This is a genomic window from Chitinophaga pendula (assembly GCF_020386615.1).
GTDB classification, from domain to species: Bacteria; Bacteroidota; Bacteroidia; order Chitinophagales; family Chitinophagaceae; genus Chitinophaga; species Chitinophaga pendula.
The window spans coordinates 4,078,160-4,093,689 of the sequence record NZ_CP077769.1 but is presented as its reverse complement, the minus strand read 5'-3'; the positions used below and the strand labels follow the sequence as shown (position 1 = coordinate 4,093,689).

Annotated in this window: 16 protein-coding genes; 13 read left to right on the top strand and 3 right to left on the bottom strand. The window is 40.7% G+C overall.

Annotated elements, in window-relative coordinates; genetic code table 11:
- Nucleotides 1-60: 60 nt before the first annotated feature.
- Both KTO58_RS14245 and KTO58_RS14240 read right to left on the bottom strand, forming a co-directional pair.
- Nucleotides 61-648 (bottom strand): Crp/Fnr family transcriptional regulator, encoded by a 588-nt coding sequence (locus KTO58_RS14245; RefSeq protein ID WP_225859753.1) that lies wholly within the window; start codon nt 646-648, stop codon nt 61-63.
- Between the two features lie 141 nt (nt 649-789).
- Nucleotides 790-1,443 (bottom strand): helix-turn-helix domain-containing protein, encoded by a 654-nt coding sequence (locus tag KTO58_RS14240; RefSeq protein ID WP_157752954.1) that lies wholly within the window; start codon nt 1,441-1,443, stop codon nt 790-792.
- Nucleotides 1,444-1,569: 126 nt separating this feature from the next.
- Between KTO58_RS14240 and crtID the strand changes: the two genes are divergently transcribed.
- The 10 genes from crtID to KTO58_RS14190 all read left to right on the top strand — a co-directional run bounded on the left by crtID (nt 1,570) and on the right by KTO58_RS14190 (nt 11,115).
- Nucleotides 1,570-3,072 (top strand): bifunctional phytoene desaturase/3,4-desaturase, encoded by a 1,503-nt coding sequence (gene crtID / locus KTO58_RS14235; protein ID WP_095838725.1) that lies wholly within the window; start codon nt 1,570-1,572, stop codon nt 3,070-3,072.
- A complete protein-coding gene (locus KTO58_RS14230) occupies nt 3,069-3,932 on the top strand; it encodes a phytoene/squalene synthase family protein (protein ID WP_095838726.1) in 864 nt (287 codons plus the stop codon). The genes crtID and KTO58_RS14230 overlap by 4 nt, the downstream gene beginning before the upstream one ends.
- A 9-nt stretch (nt 3,933-3,941) precedes the next feature.
- Nucleotides 3,942-4,430: a sterol desaturase family protein gene (locus KTO58_RS14225; protein WP_225859752.1), complete on the top strand. Its 489-nt coding sequence runs from the start codon at nt 3,942-3,944 to the stop codon at nt 4,428-4,430.
- Entirely contained in the window at nt 4,402-5,577 is a 1,176-nt protein-coding gene (locus KTO58_RS14220; RefSeq protein WP_095838727.1) for a lycopene cyclase family protein, read from the top strand. Before KTO58_RS14225 ends, KTO58_RS14220 begins: the two co-directional genes overlap by 29 nt.
- A gap of 253 nt (nt 5,578-5,830) precedes the next feature.
- A complete protein-coding gene (locus tag KTO58_RS14215) occupies nt 5,831-6,553 on the top strand; it encodes a hypothetical protein (protein ID WP_157752955.1) in 723 nt (240 codons plus the stop codon).
- A 101-nt stretch (nt 6,554-6,654) separates the two neighbouring features.
- Nucleotides 6,655-6,987 carry a hypothetical protein gene (locus KTO58_RS14210; RefSeq protein ID WP_198315242.1) on the top strand — a complete coding sequence of 111 codons (333 nt, stop codon included), beginning with the start codon at nt 6,655-6,657 and terminating at the stop codon, nt 6,985-6,987.
- Nucleotides 6,988-7,043: 56 nt separating this feature from the next.
- Nucleotides 7,044-8,345 carry an arsenic transporter gene (locus KTO58_RS14205; protein WP_198315243.1) on the top strand — a complete coding sequence of 434 codons (1,302 nt, stop codon included), beginning with the start codon at nt 7,044-7,046 and terminating at the stop codon, nt 8,343-8,345.
- 30 nt (nt 8,346-8,375) lie between these two features.
- Nucleotides 8,376-9,098 carry a hypothetical protein gene (locus KTO58_RS14200; protein ID WP_095838730.1) on the top strand — a complete coding sequence of 241 codons (723 nt, stop codon included), beginning with the start codon at nt 8,376-8,378 and terminating at the stop codon, nt 9,096-9,098.
- Nucleotides 9,095-9,775 carry a response regulator transcription factor gene (locus KTO58_RS14195; RefSeq protein ID WP_225859751.1) on the top strand — a complete coding sequence of 227 codons (681 nt, stop codon included), beginning with the start codon at nt 9,095-9,097 and terminating at the stop codon, nt 9,773-9,775. Before KTO58_RS14200 ends, KTO58_RS14195 begins: the two co-directional genes overlap by 4 nt.
- Nucleotides 9,772-11,115 carry a sensor histidine kinase gene (locus KTO58_RS14190; protein WP_095838731.1) on the top strand — a complete coding sequence of 448 codons (1,344 nt, stop codon included), beginning with the start codon at nt 9,772-9,774 and terminating at the stop codon, nt 11,113-11,115. Before KTO58_RS14195 ends, KTO58_RS14190 begins: the two co-directional genes overlap by 4 nt.
- An 81-nt stretch (nt 11,116-11,196) precedes the next feature.
- Here the strand turns inward: KTO58_RS14190 and KTO58_RS14185 are convergent, their stop codons facing one another.
- On the bottom strand, nt 11,197-11,556 hold the full coding sequence (locus KTO58_RS14185) for a response regulator transcription factor (RefSeq protein ID WP_095838732.1): 360 nt from the start codon (nt 11,554-11,556) through the stop codon (nt 11,197-11,199).
- Nucleotides 11,557-12,533: 977 nt separating this feature from the next.
- Between KTO58_RS14185 and KTO58_RS14180 the strand changes: the two genes are divergently transcribed.
- The 3 genes from KTO58_RS14180 to KTO58_RS14170 all read left to right on the top strand — a co-directional run bounded on the left by KTO58_RS14180 (nt 12,534) and on the right by KTO58_RS14170 (nt 15,298).
- Complete coding sequence (locus KTO58_RS14180; protein ID WP_198315246.1) at nt 12,534-13,466, top strand: helix-turn-helix domain-containing protein; 933 nt, start codon at nt 12,534-12,536, stop codon at nt 13,464-13,466.
- A 39-nt stretch (nt 13,467-13,505) separates the two neighbouring features.
- On the top strand, nt 13,506-14,765 hold the full coding sequence (locus tag KTO58_RS14175) for an MFS transporter (protein ID WP_198315247.1): 1,260 nt from the start codon (nt 13,506-13,508) through the stop codon (nt 14,763-14,765).
- Nucleotides 14,766-14,935: 170 nt separating this feature from the next.
- Nucleotides 14,936-15,298, top strand: coding sequence for a hypothetical protein (locus KTO58_RS14170; protein WP_095838734.1), 363 nt, complete (start codon nt 14,936-14,938; stop codon nt 15,296-15,298).
- The last annotated feature ends 232 nt before the right edge of the window (nt 15,299-15,530 follow it).

The following is a 15,530-nucleotide window of genomic DNA, read 5'->3' as shown; positions in this document are numbered from 1 at the left end:
GCAAAACAAAATTACACCGTAGTTAAGGTAGGGGCGATAACATTTGTTATCAAATGTAGTTTAATGTGCTTGGGCCAATTTGTTTTTTATACGGCTCAGGTGAACGGTAGAGATTCCAAGGTAGGAAGCGATATAATGCTGTGGAATACGCTTGATGACTTGTGGTCGTTCTTTCATCAGATTAAGATAGCGTTGCTGTGGTGTATCTTTGATGGTCGTAATGAAGTATTTCATATAATCAAAGGTGCGCTCAAATATTTTGTTGATGAACATATCCCTCAAATGTGGGATTTCCTTGATTTCTGAAAGTATTATATCCAAATCATCCTTATGTATCCACCAAAGTATACTTGGCTCAATAGTTTCGATATTTGTGGGACTTGGGATGTTTTTCATAAAACTTTCAATAGAACCCACTGTTTCATTCTCAAAAAAGAATTGAGAGGTAATTTCTTTTCCATCGTTATTAAACCATACGCGGATGCAGCCTTTTTCAATCAGGTACATCTTTTTTGAAGTTTCATTTTCTTTTAAAAGTATGGTTTTGGTAGGAACCTGAATTTTATGAAAGCAGGCTGTATAATGGTTCCATTTTTCATCACTGAGCTCGAAGTTATTTCTGAACTGTTCAAACATTCCCTTTTGCATTTATTGCAATACAAATTTAATGTTTAAAAAATGCTGCCGGCGTCAATACAGCAGACCTAATTCCTATGCTACAATTAACCGCTGAAACGAAAGTTATAAAGCGCGCTGCTATTTTTTGCTGCATGATGCTATCTTAATTTTTTAACTCGAAAGAGGATGATTAAAATATGCCTGCAAATAATCAAGTGTAATTTTTTTACTTTCATTAAAGATTTGCCGGTGAGGAGTATCCAGCCGCTGAAGTAATTGTAGCAGTAATAATTTTTCTTCCTCATTGAGTGGAGACATCATCAGGTCCGTCACCAGGTTTATTTTTGTTAATGAAGTATGAAACGAGGCTCTTCCCGATGGGGTTACACTTAAAATTTTACTTCTCCGATCGTTTTCTCCGGCGGATTGTATTATCAATTTCTTCTTTATTAGTCGTTTTATTATTTCTACTCCGGTAGGTTTAAGTTGAATATGCTTTTCTATCAGTGCCGTTTGTGTACAAGGCCCGATGAAAACAAGGCTCAGGACAAATGCAAATTCATCATAAGTCTCAAAAGGAGATCCCTCTAGTGCTAATTTGACATAATTGTTCTTATACCTGCTAATGGCAGTTAATAAATTGGAGGCAGTAAAATGAGCTTTTCCTCCCTTTCCCTGGCCATGCCATTTTAGTGGACTTGTATAAGTAGGCTGTTTTTCACTTTGTTCTTTGTTGGCATATAACCATTGAGAAAATTTGTTCAAGTCTAATTCTTCCCCTTCATGTTCTTTCTCAAAACGATCTATTTCTGGTAAGATCTTCATTATCAATGAAGTATTAGCCATTATGTGTGTTTTAATACCAAAATAAATGTAAAATATAGAATTTTGCAAGTAGAATGTATATTTTAATACTTTTTGACTTAATTTACGTATTAAAACATACAATTTATGCATGTTTCCATTATTGGAGCAGGAATAGCAGGTATGGTGAGTGCCTGTTATTTAAGAAAGGAAGGATACAACGTTACCGTAATTGATAAGAACGATTTGCCTGGTGGGAGGGCCAGGTCTTTTTCAGCAGCGGGATTTCAGTTCGATATGGGACCAAGCTGGTATTGGATGCCAGACGTTTTTGAAAACTTTTTTGCCGATTTCGGTAGGAAGTCTTCAGATTATTACAATTTGATACGTTTGGATCCTTCTTACCAGGTCTACTTCGATAATAAATCTATTAAAGTACCTGCTGGAGCTGAAGCTGTTGCTGATCTGTTTGAACAGATGGAGGAGGGAGCTGGCAGAAGGCTTGAAAGGTTTCTTTCAGATGCAAAAACCAAATATGACATTGGAATGAATCGATTCGCAAACAGGCCTTCGCTTAATTTTAGTGAATATCTGTCAACTGACACGATGTCCGCAATAAGCAAACTGCAGCTGTTGAGGTCGATGAAAGGACATGTAAGCCGGTATTTTCGCCATCCGCTGTTAAGACAGATTATGCAGTTCCCGGTGATCTTTTTGGGTGCGATGCCTAGTCATATACCTGCCATGTATAGTTTGATGAATCATGCCGATACAGGTTTAGGCACATGGTATCCCAATGGAGGGATGTATAAGATTGTAGAAGCCGTTTTTGAGCTTGCCACACTGCTGGGTGTACAGTTTAAATTCGGAGAGGATGCAACCAGCATCAGGGTTGAGGGCAAGCTGGCTACAGGTGTGGCTACCACCAATAATTTCTACGAAACTGACCTGGTGGTAGGTGCGGGAGACTATCATTATATGGAGCAATTACTGCCAGAAGCGTCAAGGCAATATTCTCAGACGTATTGGGCAAGTCGCCAAATGGCACCCTCCTGTTTATTATACTATGTCGGTGTAAAAAAGAAACTACCATTAGCGCATCATTCCCTATTTTTTGATACTTCATTTGAGGCCCATGCAAGCGCATTGTATGATCACCCTTGTTGGCCCGAGCATCCATTATTTTATGTGTGCGCGCCCTCAGTAACAGATCATTCGGTTGCGCCGGAAGGATGCGAAAATTTGTTTATCCTGATTCCGGTTGCAGCGGGAATGCAAGGAGATAACCAGCAACTGCGTGATGATTATTTCAATCAGACAATGCGAAGGCTGGAGCAAGCAACGGGAGTATCGATAGCTGATCATATTATTTACCGGAAAAGTTACGGCATTACAGATTTTAGTCACGATTATCATGCGTACAAAGGGAATGCATATGGCCTTGCCAATACCTTGCGCCAAACGGCATTCGGAAAACCACGCCTCAAAAGCCGTAAAGTAAATAACCTCATTTTTGCAGGCCAATTGACCGTACCTGGCCCTGGTTTACCGCCTGCCTTTCTTTCCGGAAAAATGGCTGCATTGACCGCAATAAAACATATGCAGCAGGTATCCGCATCCTTCCCATCCTCAAAATTGTTGAAAGCATGAATACAGTCAATATTTACGGACAAGTAAGTTATGGTTGCAGCCGCCTCATCACGTCAACTTATAGCAGTTCGTTTTCATCTGCCATCCGCTTACTGCACGCTGACCTAAGGGCACAGATATATGGAATTTATGGATTTGTACGGGTAGCGGATGAGATCGTCGATTCTTTCCATGACTATGATAAAAGGGCATTGCTAACGCAGTTTAAAGCCGATACCTATCGTGCGATAGAAGAGGGAATCAGTACAAATCCGATCCTTCATAGCTTTCAACAGGTAGTTAATCGATACCATATAGGCCATCATTTGATCGATGCTTTTTTTGACAGTATGTTTACGGATCTTGATAAAGTAAAGTGGGAGAATGAAAAGCAATTAAGTGAGTATATCTACGGATCAGCAGAAGTGGTAGGATTGATGTGTCTGCAGGTCTTTTGCGATGGAAACTACTATTTGGTAGAAAAATTGCGGGATGCAGCTACAGCATTAGGAGCTGCATTCCAGAAAGTTAACTTTTTAAGGGACTTGCAAGATGATATAAACGGTCTCGGCAGACAGTATTTTCCGGGTATTGATTTCAATAATTTTACGACAGCCCAAAAGAAGCTTGTGGAAGCCGATATACTGGCGGATTTCGAAAGGGCTGCAAAGGGAATTCATTCGCTTCCGGAGAAGGCACGATTCGGTGTACTGATCGCATATCAGTACTACATCTGTCTTTTTCAGAAAATAACTAAAATTCACCCTCACCGGCTTTTGTCAAGGCGGGTAAGCGTGCCAAAAATTAAAAAGATAGCGCTCGTATTACAACTGCTGATGTCAAGATTATTAAAGATTAACCGTTGGCAATTAAGCCATTAAAAAATTCCTATGTTGTTATATCTAGCTTATTTATTGGTCAGTTTAGGGGTTTTTGCCTTCATGGAAGTTATTGCGTGGGCCTCACATCGGTATATTATGCATGGTTTTTTGTGGAGCCTGCATCGTGATCATCACCAGCCACACCATGGAACATTAGAAAAAAACGATTGGTTTGCTGTCATTTTTTCCATACCCTGCATACTCTTATTTTGGGCAGGAATGTATTATAATAATAATTGGCTTAATGCAGTCGCTGCGGGAATATTGCTGTATGGAATGGCGTATTTTTTTGTTCATGATATTATAGTTCATCAGCGAATTAAAATTTTTTCCAGATCACGAAACAAATACGTAAGAGCAATCAGATGGGCGCATAAAATGCATCATCGTCATATAGGTGCGACTCAAGGTGAGTCTTTTGGTTTCTTATATGTTGAGAAAAAATACAGGAATAAAATAAAGCAGGACGATGAATTACAAAGAAAAAAAACACTTTGAAATTATTATCGTAGGTGCGGGCCTCTCCGGTATAATGCTTATTTGGGAAATACTTAATCGTAAAGAACTCAGAGATAAAAAAATCCTGTTACTTGACAAATATCAAAAGGAGCAGGCGCCACGCACCTGGTGCTTTTGGGAAAAAGGGCCATCCTCATTTGATGACATCATTACTAAGCAGTGGAGAATAGCAGAGTTGTTTGCGGGGTCCTCTCATCTCACAACTGATATGTATCCCTATAGTTATCAAATGTTAAGTTCGGAGCGTTTTTTTAATCGTGCATTTTCCATAATAAATAGGTATTCAAATATCACTTTTAAGCAGGCAGCGGTAGAAGAGGTAATAGATAACGAAAGTAAGGTCACAGTTGTAACGCCGGATGACGTATTTTCTGCTGACATGGTGTTTGATAGCCGTTTGCCACAATCAACTATTGACAACTATGATGGGCCGTTATTGTATCAGCAATTTGCAGGACGGTTTGTCAAATCTCAGAAACCGGTTTTTAATGCAACAAATATCCGGTTGATGGATTTCAGAATGATGCAAGATAAAAAGGTAGCATTTTGTTATTTATTACCGTTTTCTTCCACAGAAGCACTTTTGGAATATACCATTTTTACAGATCAAATATACCCGCCGACAGTGTTAGAAAAAGGTGTGGATGATTATGTGTTGGAGCATTTTGACGATACGACAATGGTGACTACAAGTAAGGAGTATGGTGTTATCCCAATGGGTAATTTTCCGTCAGGAGAAAAAAATAAACGCATTATCCCTATCGGCACTGCCGGAGGGTGCAGTAAGGCGTCGTCGGGTTATACATTTTCTTTTGTGCGATTACACACGTTGCACATAATAGATTCACTTATAGCAAATGAACTGCCAACGTCCTACTCTTTCTTTATTCCCCGAAGGTTCTCTTTTTATGATAGTGTATTATTGCGTGTTCTGAAAAAGCATCCGGAAAAAGGACAGCAGATTTTTTTTCAACTTTTTAAAAAGAATAGCATAGAAGTGGTTATAAGATTTTTGCATAACCGGTCAACTATTCGTGAAGAGATATCGATTTTTTTAAATTTACCAGTTTTACCTTTTCTAAAGGCTGCGTTTGCAGAATTTTTTTTCCGATGTAAGCTATTTTAGTAAGGACGTAAAACAAAAGCACGAGCATAGTGAACTTGTTGGGTTTAGTGTATACATGTAGCACTATAACTCTTTTAATTCCCTTGCATCAGACTACTCCTGTATGGAGTTATACTCTCCCCCAAGATCTACACATCCGGGATGATTCGTGAAAATAATAGTATGAAGAAAAATTAATTTCTATTTCATACCATTTTCAGCTTCTGGGCTGAATTTTGGATTATTAAATAATTCAAAATAAAGAAAAGTGAGTATGAAAAATGCAACAAAAACTTCGACCCTTTTAGCGGTTGTGCTACTTTCGGGATTGTGGTGTAAGGCCCAGCAGATAAACGGTACGCCTCCGCCGCCAGCACCTGGTAATGAATTGGCAGGAACCCTGTCTCACCGCCCGCCGGGAAGACCAGCGCCCCTGGCTCAACTTACAACAGTCAGCGGTACGATTGTAGAGTATATTGCTAACGACCGTCATGAATTTGATGCTTTCCGGTTGCAAACTGGGGGTAAAAACCTGATCGTGAAATTTCCGCCTCACCTGGGAGCCCAACTGATGAAAATGGCAGGTAAAGGAAATACCGTAACTGTAGAAGGTACGTTGGATACAAAACCCGATGTGGACAGCGATGTTTTCAGCTTCTATAGTCTGAAGTCGGGCGGTAATTTGATCATTGATACGCCAGCGCCATTAATGCAGCCCCCTGGCAGCGAACAGCTGATCAACTTTTCCGGTAAGATATCGGACTTAAACCATAATCATCGGGGAATGATCAGTGGTATCGTACTTAACGGAAAAATGGTGGTTTCTTTGCCACCGCCAGCAGTAGAGCAATTAGCTCAATACCTGAAAATAAACACCGAGCTTGCCGGTACAGGTATCAAAAGACCCGTTCCAGCTGGGGTCGTGGTTGAAAATAATATGGGACTTTTAGACGCAAGGACCTTGTCCATCGGTGGCCAGACTTACCTGGTTCGATAACTGTTAAGCTTTTTTCAAACGCTATTTATGAATACCTTGGCAGTTACCGCCAAACCACCAAAAAAGTATAGTGTGTGCGCTTAAATCGCTAAATTTTTTCCATGGCCGACATGCAGGTAGGAATAGGCCCTTTTTTAGGTGTTTTTCTGCTTGCAAAAGGCTGGTATAGCGGACCTATCGGTACGGTAACGACAATTGGAAGCGTGGCGGGAATATTAATGACCGCGCCGGCCGGCGCGGTCATCGATGCAACTACTCATAAACGTAGATATGTGATCTTATCACAGATAGCTACGGCCATTGCCGGTAGCAGTGATAATAAAGCAAGCGGAATGCAAGTACTTTTTAGCTGCAGATCTTTGCTCATCCTTGCCACCGTACTGGCTTGCTTCCACTTGGATAATGGTGCCTTATGTCAATTGGGCTTTGGTTAACCTATCATAAAACACTCAAAAAAGACTATGATCCACGAACTGTTTAATGAATCGTAATGATGACTACAAAACAACAAACACTATTATATGCTCATATTGGAGATTTGCATATGCCGTCTTGTTTTTTTGTCTATGCAATTGTGATCTTGGCTACAGCTGGTGTAATTATCAGACCCTTTAAACTGCCGGAATTCGTATGGGCAGTAGGCGGTGCTATCTTATTGGTTGTTTCCGGATTGATCAACCCTTCAACTGCATGGTTAGGTGTTACAAAAGGTATCGATGTATACCTGTTTCTAACAGGAATGATGTTACTTGCCGAATCTGCAAGGGAAGAGGGGCTGTTTGACTGGCTTGCTTGCCATGCCACGAAAGTTTCCCATGGTTCAGGCATAAAACTTTTCATCCTCGTTTATATAGTTGGCTTAGTGATCACTGCTTTCATGTCTAATGACGCCACTGCAGTCGTATTGACCCCTGCAGTAGCGGCTGCAATGCAAAGGGCGAAAGTTAGAGCGCCTTTACCATATTTATACATTTGCGCATTCGTTGCAAATGCCGCATCCTTCATTTTACCCATTTCTAATCCTGCAAACCTGGTTATTTATGGTAGGCACATGCCCCCGCTATTGGCTTGGCTAAAGCTCTATGCATTACCATCATTATGCGCGGTAATATTGACGTTTGTGATACTTTTTTTAACACAAAAGAAAGCAATACGGCAACCAGTAGCTGATAATATCCGGGAATTGCCGCTGTCAAAAGGAGCTAGGATCGCATTTGCGGGTATTATTGGAACCATCGTTGTTTTGCTTTTGGCATCTTTGAAGGATTGGCAATTAGGACTACCTACTGCCTCGGCAGGTATTGTCACCGCATCTATTGTCATGATAACAGGGAAAAAAAGCCCGTTTAAACTGATCGGTAATATTTCCTGGGCTATACTACCCTTAGTTGCGGGGTTATTCGTGCTGGTAGAAGCGCTCAGTCAAATGGGATTCGTAGAAGGAATTAGTCATTTATTGCAGGCGTATGCACAGCGCAGCCCAGCTGTCACTGGATGGGTGAGTGGAACAACGATAGCTATCGGGAGTAATCTGGTCAATAATCTTCCTGCAGGATTGATAGCCGGTAGCGCAGTAGCAACTAATCATCTGCCAGCAATTGTAAAGGCGTGTGTGCTGATAGGTATTGATCTTGGCCCCAACCTTTCTGTGACGGGTTCATTGGCCACTATTCTTTGGTTAACGGAACTACGGCGGTGTGGCCTGAAAGTAAGTGCGTGGCAATTTTTGAAATTAGGAGTACTGGTCATGCTTCCGGCGCTGTTCGCGGCGCTGGCGGCATTATGGATTTAGTTGTAAATTTATTGATCAAGAGGAATAATTATGTCCCATAATGCAGATAAAGGTTTCTCCGTGCTGACCATCGCCCTGGTGATTGTAGTCGGGATTTTATTGGTAGTGATTGGGCTGTTGATCAATCGGATCGGTCCACTACCGCCAGGCCCGCCCGCCCCCTTGCCGGAAGTGGAACCTCCTGCGCACGCCGGTGATCTTAAGAAAATCCGGGGTACCGTGACCGGTTATCAACACAATCAGCATCTAGATATCAATAGTGTGCAGATCCAAAAGGATGGTGATGGCCTCCTGAGTTTCGAATTTCGTCCGCATACGGCTAGCCTTGTCTTATCCATAGCCCAAATCGGCAACGAGGTGGAAATAGGATATAATACACGCCCTAATGATGAAGCCATAGGATATCATCTGCATACCGTTAGAGATATTAGATCAGGCAAACAGGTAAACGTTGACCAGCTACCGCCACCGCCAAGAATTCCCCCGGGAAAGCTGGCCCAGACATTTACAGTAATTAAACCAGAAGTGATTAAAGACAGTTATGGAGGCATAGATGGTCTTCAATCCAATGGTAAATTGTTCCATTTCAAACCCGAACAGGTCGAAGATATTCAGGCATTGATCAAAAATGGCCATAATTTTAGTTTACTGGCAATAAATAGAGGTGATCAGGGATTTATTAATATTCATAACGATGAGGTATACCTTGTTATCAGTATCACCATTGACAATAAAACCTTCATGATACGATGAAAATACTGGTAGTTGAAGATGAACCAAAGTTATGCACTTTCGTTTGTGCAGGCTTATCACAGGCTGGCCATATTTGTGATCAGGCAGCTGATGGTGCAAAAGGATTGGAGGCTGCACTGATGAATGATTATGACCTGATATTACTCGATCTGATGCTGCCTTCGATGAATGGTTTCGAAGTTTTAAAAAACCTCCAGGATTTCGGAAAAATGGTACCAGTAATTATTTTCAGCGCCCTTTCAGACACAGAAAATGTGATCAGGGGCCTGGATTACGGAGCTATCGATTACCTACGCAAACCGTTCGAATTAGACGAACTATTAGCAAGAGTACGTACAGTAAGACGCCGAGCCTTGGGCCAATCCGCTACGAAATTGCAATTTGAGGACGTTGAAATCGATCTTTTAAGCCGCGAGGTTTCACGTGCAGGAAAAAGCATCCCTTTGAGCAATAGAGAGTTTGCCTTGTTGGAGTACCTGATCAGCAACGCTAACCGGGTAGTGACCAAAACCCAGATATTAGAGAAAGTTTGGGATATGAATTTTGATCCGGGCAGTAATGTGATAGAGGTACATCTTTCCCAATTACGCAAAAAGATTGACCGTGATTTCGACGTTCCTTTGATCCAAACAGTGGTTGGTAGAGGATATACCATCAAAGGAAAGCGATTAAAATGATGAAATTTAGCAGATATCCAGGTATCAGACTTAAAATAACACTGGCATTCGGACTGGTGTTCACTGTGTTGAGCACGATCCTTAATATCTATAGCTATCAGCGTATCCAGGCACTGATCATCGCCGACAACAATAATTATCTTTTATCACGTGCGAAATCACTGCTTGATAAGACGGAAGTCAGCCCTGTGATCATACCATTGCCAGAAAAAAATACAGAACTGAAAATTTACGCCAGAAGTTATGACGGGATCAAAACATTACTCTTTCAATCTCCGGGAATTATCAGTCAAATAGGGCTACCTCAGCGACAAGGCGTTTTTGATACGTTGGGATTAAGGATAGCATATGTGGCCAGCAGTAGCGAGGATAACCCTGCCGAACTTATGCTGGCGATCAGCAGCGCACCCTTGCAGTCAACATTGAGAGACTTGCTGTTACTATTACTGCTATCAACGCTGGCTAGCGTAATTATCGCCGGCTTAGTTTCTTATTGGTTAGCGCGTTTTTTCTTATTGCCGGTGCAGCGGATCATCAACACTAGTAAAAAAATTAATACCGGTCAGCTACTGGAACGGGTACCTGTAAAAGAAACGAATGATGAACTCCAGGAACTCTCAGAAACCATTAATGCAATGCTTGGCCGTATCGATCTTTCCTTAAAGCAACAGCGCAACTTCTTCGCCTCCGCATCACATGAACTGAAAACGCCACTTGCTATCCTGCGTGCAGAAGTGGAGGTCAATCTCCAAAAAGCAGGTTTGGGTAAAGAATTTAAAGACTTATTGAAAAGCCAGCTCGAGGAAATTAACAGGCTCCAAAATGTCGTTCAGGAATTTTTAGTGATCAGCGAGATCAAGGACAACAAACTAAAGCTACGCATTGAGGACATCGATATTTCAGAACTTATACTGAAGACATGCCGGCAATTACAGCCTTTAGCAGATGCCCGGAAAATTTCCTTGGATATTCATTTTGATGAAGAATCCGAAAATTTGAATGCTAAAGCAGATAAGGATAAACTGCGGATTGTTTTACTCAATTTACTTGAAAATGCCATTAAATACAGTTTACCTAACACTCAGATAAAATGTTCTGTCGTAACAAGGAATGATCCCGCTTATATTTCCGTTTGCCTAATAAATACAATACATGCCGAAAGGATTGATCTCGCTCAATTGACCAATGCATTTTACCGGGGTGATTTACTGCAGCCCGGTTCTGGTATGGGTCTTTGGCTGTCTAATGAAATAATAACAGCCCATCAGGGGAAATTGACGTTTACAAGCTACAACTACACGTTTAAAGCACTTCTTATTATTCCGTACATTTACAATTAGATTTACATTGTATTTTTTTAACATTATTATGAATGGATAATTGGACACTCCGTTCTAAATCCCATAAAAAATTCCCTGAGATCAACATTGCTTTAGGAAGTCCGATATTGTTTCCCGCAATTCCTTCAATGAAAAGGGTTTAGTCAATACGCCATCTGCTCCTGCATTTTTTGCTAATATCTCAATATCAGGATTGGCGGAAGACATAATAACTGGTACGCCTTTATACCGCTCGCTTTTTTTAATAAACCTGCATAGTTCAAGACCGTCTGTACCAGCGATCTGTTTATCAAGTATGAACAGATCAGGAACCTCAATCTCGCTATTCATAATGACATTTCCATTTTCAAATGCCATAATATCGTAGGTACCAGCCTTAAATGAGAGCAAATAAATGTCTCTGATGGATTCGTCGTCCTCTACCAATACAATACTCTTCATTGGATTTTTGAATTATAGGATAAAGTAAATGAGAAAATGGAGCCAGGTGGCAATCAGTAGCTTTAACTTCTACGTTTCTTAAAAACGTTGCTCCATATCCCTGATCCATATCATGAATCAGTTTTTGATATCTTCCTTCCGAATCATTCTTTAAATGTTCAGCTCGATACATAGCAGTTGTTATGTTATAAAAGCGTGAATAACGCCATGTGGAAATAATCAGCTAATTACTGATAATTGCCTCCACAACTTTTAAGCCATAGAAAACATGTATATACATTTGTTGTTTATATTTTACACAGTCCTTCTTGCAATATAGAACCAATCAGGTATGAGCATACCATCTATATAGCCAATGATGTGTTTGGTGCGCTCAAACCACTTCCAGGATAACAACAGATGACAGTTGCTTTTCTGTAATAACCCCTAAAAACATAGAAAAGGTAAAAGTAAGTTTGATATCTACTATCCGTTAAATAAGTTCTTTCTGCAAGATATCAGGTGTTTTCATGTCAAGTATATGTTGTATTTCACGGCTAATTCATTAAGTGGGATAAATAAGGAGATTCTTTCTGCATTTGGCGGACATTCCGTTAACTGTATAGTAAGGGCTTACCTTTTAAAGGATAGGTCCAGAAGTTATTTGTATTTGAATATTGAAAGCGGAAGAAGAGAATGGCGTATATTTTAGTTATTAAAGAATCAGATTTTTATCGATGTATCAAAAGCGAAGTATCTTAATACTGCTACCTGAATCTGAAAATTATGCTCCTTTTCGGTCTGATAAAGATAACAACGCCCTGATGGGCATTTGACAGTGTACTGCTGATCAAAGCGGTCATCGCTACCAATGATCAAGCTGAAAAAGTCATTAGGTATTTCAAAACTGCCATACGATGATACCGACCGGCAGAAGCAAGACCTGCCGATTAGTATCCTTTTTCGCATTCCTGTAGTAACTTTGGAATAAGGAAACTATGTTAAACGGTTATCTTAATGGCAGTATGATTAGAAAAGAGACTATACAAGACTATTATATAAATAAATGCCGGGAACAGGAAAAACAGCTTTTATTGGATCACACTGAAGTGTCTGCCCTCAAGGTGTTTCCTCGTAGTGCGTATTCAGGATATTCCCCATTTCGCAGGCGCGATTTCTACAAGATATCTCTTATAATTGGAACCGGATATTTCCGTTATGCACAGACTAGGCTGGCATTGACGAAGCCGGCATTACTTTTCTTCAACCCCAGGATCGCTTATTCCTGGGAGGCCCAATCTAAGGTACAAAGTGGATGGCATTGTTTGTTTACAGATACTTTTTTACAAGCAAACCGCATAGGCTTCTGGCAATTTTCGAGGTTATTCCAAACGGGCGATCTCCCTGTTTTTTATCTGAATAAGGAACAGCAGAAGACCCTGTCATATCTTTTTGAGAAATTGAGGGAAGAGGTTAACTCGGCATATGCCTATAAGTTTGATGTATTGACGAGCTATCTCCATTTGATCTTGCATGAGGCGTTAAAGGTCCAGCCGGCATCCGTCCAGAAAGGCAAAATAGATGCCTCGGCTGAAATAGCCCGGCTGTTTGTGGAATTGTTGGAAAAGCAATTCCCTGTTTATACGCCTGAAGAACCGGTTACTTTACGTACACCGGCTGATTTTGCAAGGGAACTGTCTATCCATACGAACCATCTTAATCGCGTATTGAAAAGTGTTACAGGCAAAACTAGTACTGCACTTATTGCGGCCCGGTTCATTAACGAGGCGATCGCATTACTGAATTATTCCAATCTAAATATTTCTGAAATTGCCTATGCACTCGGCTTTGAACATCCTTCTAATTTCAATAGCTTCTTTAAAAGACATACCGGAACCTCTCCTTTGAAGATAAGGGATAACATTGTTTGATTTGCATAAGGATTCGTTTGGACCCAATAACTCCAACAGGTGGCCCTTGAGCTATTTTTGACGTACATAATTTTACATATGGCGTCTATAATAGCAAACTTTATTTCCTCCCGCAAAAAGGTCAAAAAACAATACAGGGATATATCAAAGATACTTGCCTTTTCGCTGCTGCCGCTTTCAGGGTTTACAACAGATATATATGTCCCCTCCCTTCCAGATATGGCTGCTGCTTTACACACGGGCAATCTGCAGGTACAGCTTACCCTCACACTTTTCTTAGTTAGTTACGGAGTTGGCCAGCTGCTCATCGGTGGTATTATGGATAGTTATGGACGATATTGGATCAGTCTTGTATCGCTGATCATTTATGCACTATCAAGTCTCGCAATTGCGCTTAGTAATAATATTTACTTTATAGATGTTATGCGTGTAATACAAGGCCTGACAGTTAGTGCGATTATCATAGGAAAGAGGGCATTTTTTGTAGATTTGTATACAGGAGAAAAACTACGGCATTACTTAAGCCTGTTTTCCATTATCTGGTCGCTGGGACCCATTTTGGCTCCATTTATAGGAGGTTATCTTCAAATGGCTTTTAATTGGTCGGCTAACTTCTATGTCTTGGCTATTACCGCAACAATAATGGTCGTACTGGAATTGATCTTCAGTGGCGAAACCCTCAAGAAACCCAAGGTATTCGACCTTTCAAAAGTAACGAAAGCCTATGGCAGCATGCTTCGCTCACCACCATTTACCTTCGGAGTATTAATAGTCGGGACTGCTTATTCGATCACCATGATTTACAACATGACAGGTCCATTTATCATTGAACATCATTTCGGCCTGAGTGCAGTCACTGCCGGGTATGCCTCGCTGGTATTGGGTTTTGCATGGCTCTGCGGAGGACTGGCCGGCAGAATAACGAGGGAGATGCCCTTTCGGTCAAAACTGACCTGGAGCAATAACCTGCAGTTATTGCTGGTAACCTTTATGATCTTTACAACCGTTCTCTTGGATAACTCATATTTCCTTTTATGCTTTGCTTTCCTGATACAGGTCTGTGCAGGGTACATCTTTAACAACTTGCTGACCCATTGTATGGGAATGTTCCCGGAAAACGCAGGTATAGCCATTGGCCTTGCTGGAGGTTTAAACCTGATCACAGTTTCCATATTAAGTTATGGGGTGGTGGAACTACTACCTGCAAGAGATGGATTGAACCTTGGATTAAGTTACCTGGTATTTGCCGCCATCTCTTTGATGGCAAGGTGGTGCATCAAAGACAACCGGAACAAATAATTTTACTGTCATAAAATCACCGATGGCCCTTATCTAATTGGTAAGAACCAGTGAAAGGTAGTATGGAATGCAAAATGACAGCAGACTTCGTCCGATTTGATCAATAAGGTACGTCTGAAAAGATAAAAGACTATATATAAAGCCGGTTATTTTTCAGAAAACACTTAGTTATGAAACGTAAATATTTTTTATTCGCATTATTACTACTCAGTTTTGGTTTTCTCAGCAGTACTTTGTCCGCTCAAAATCAGCCATCGGAAAAGAAATATGTATGGTTCAGGGTGAATTGGCAGGGCGTCAACTTTTCGGGCTATTATACAGAAGCAGAAGCGCGCGCCATTTTCGCAAACGAGCCTATCGGTTTAGTGGCACAAGGTTATGACCCGGATAGGCGCGGTGGACGTTATGATCCTTTTTTTTCTATCACGCTTTTACCCAGTTTGGAGGTGATCGATGCGAAGTTATTTACTTACAATGGACAACTCACCGGTATGTCTATTTACCCCAATATATATTTACATAATTTAAACTAATACAGTTTTTAAAACCGTATTTTTCAATTGTCTTTTAAGGATAACTATTGGAAAAAATAAAAAAGGGAAATGAGATACCTCGTTTCCCTTTTCGTTTTTGAAAGCCATTTAGAGCCTTTATAACCTTTATACCCTGTTTTATGGATAACCTGTTGAGTTGTCAGGTTTCAGCTACAGGGGACAAATATTGTCTAGCGAGTGAATTGCGGCATCATTAATACTTTAAATTTTT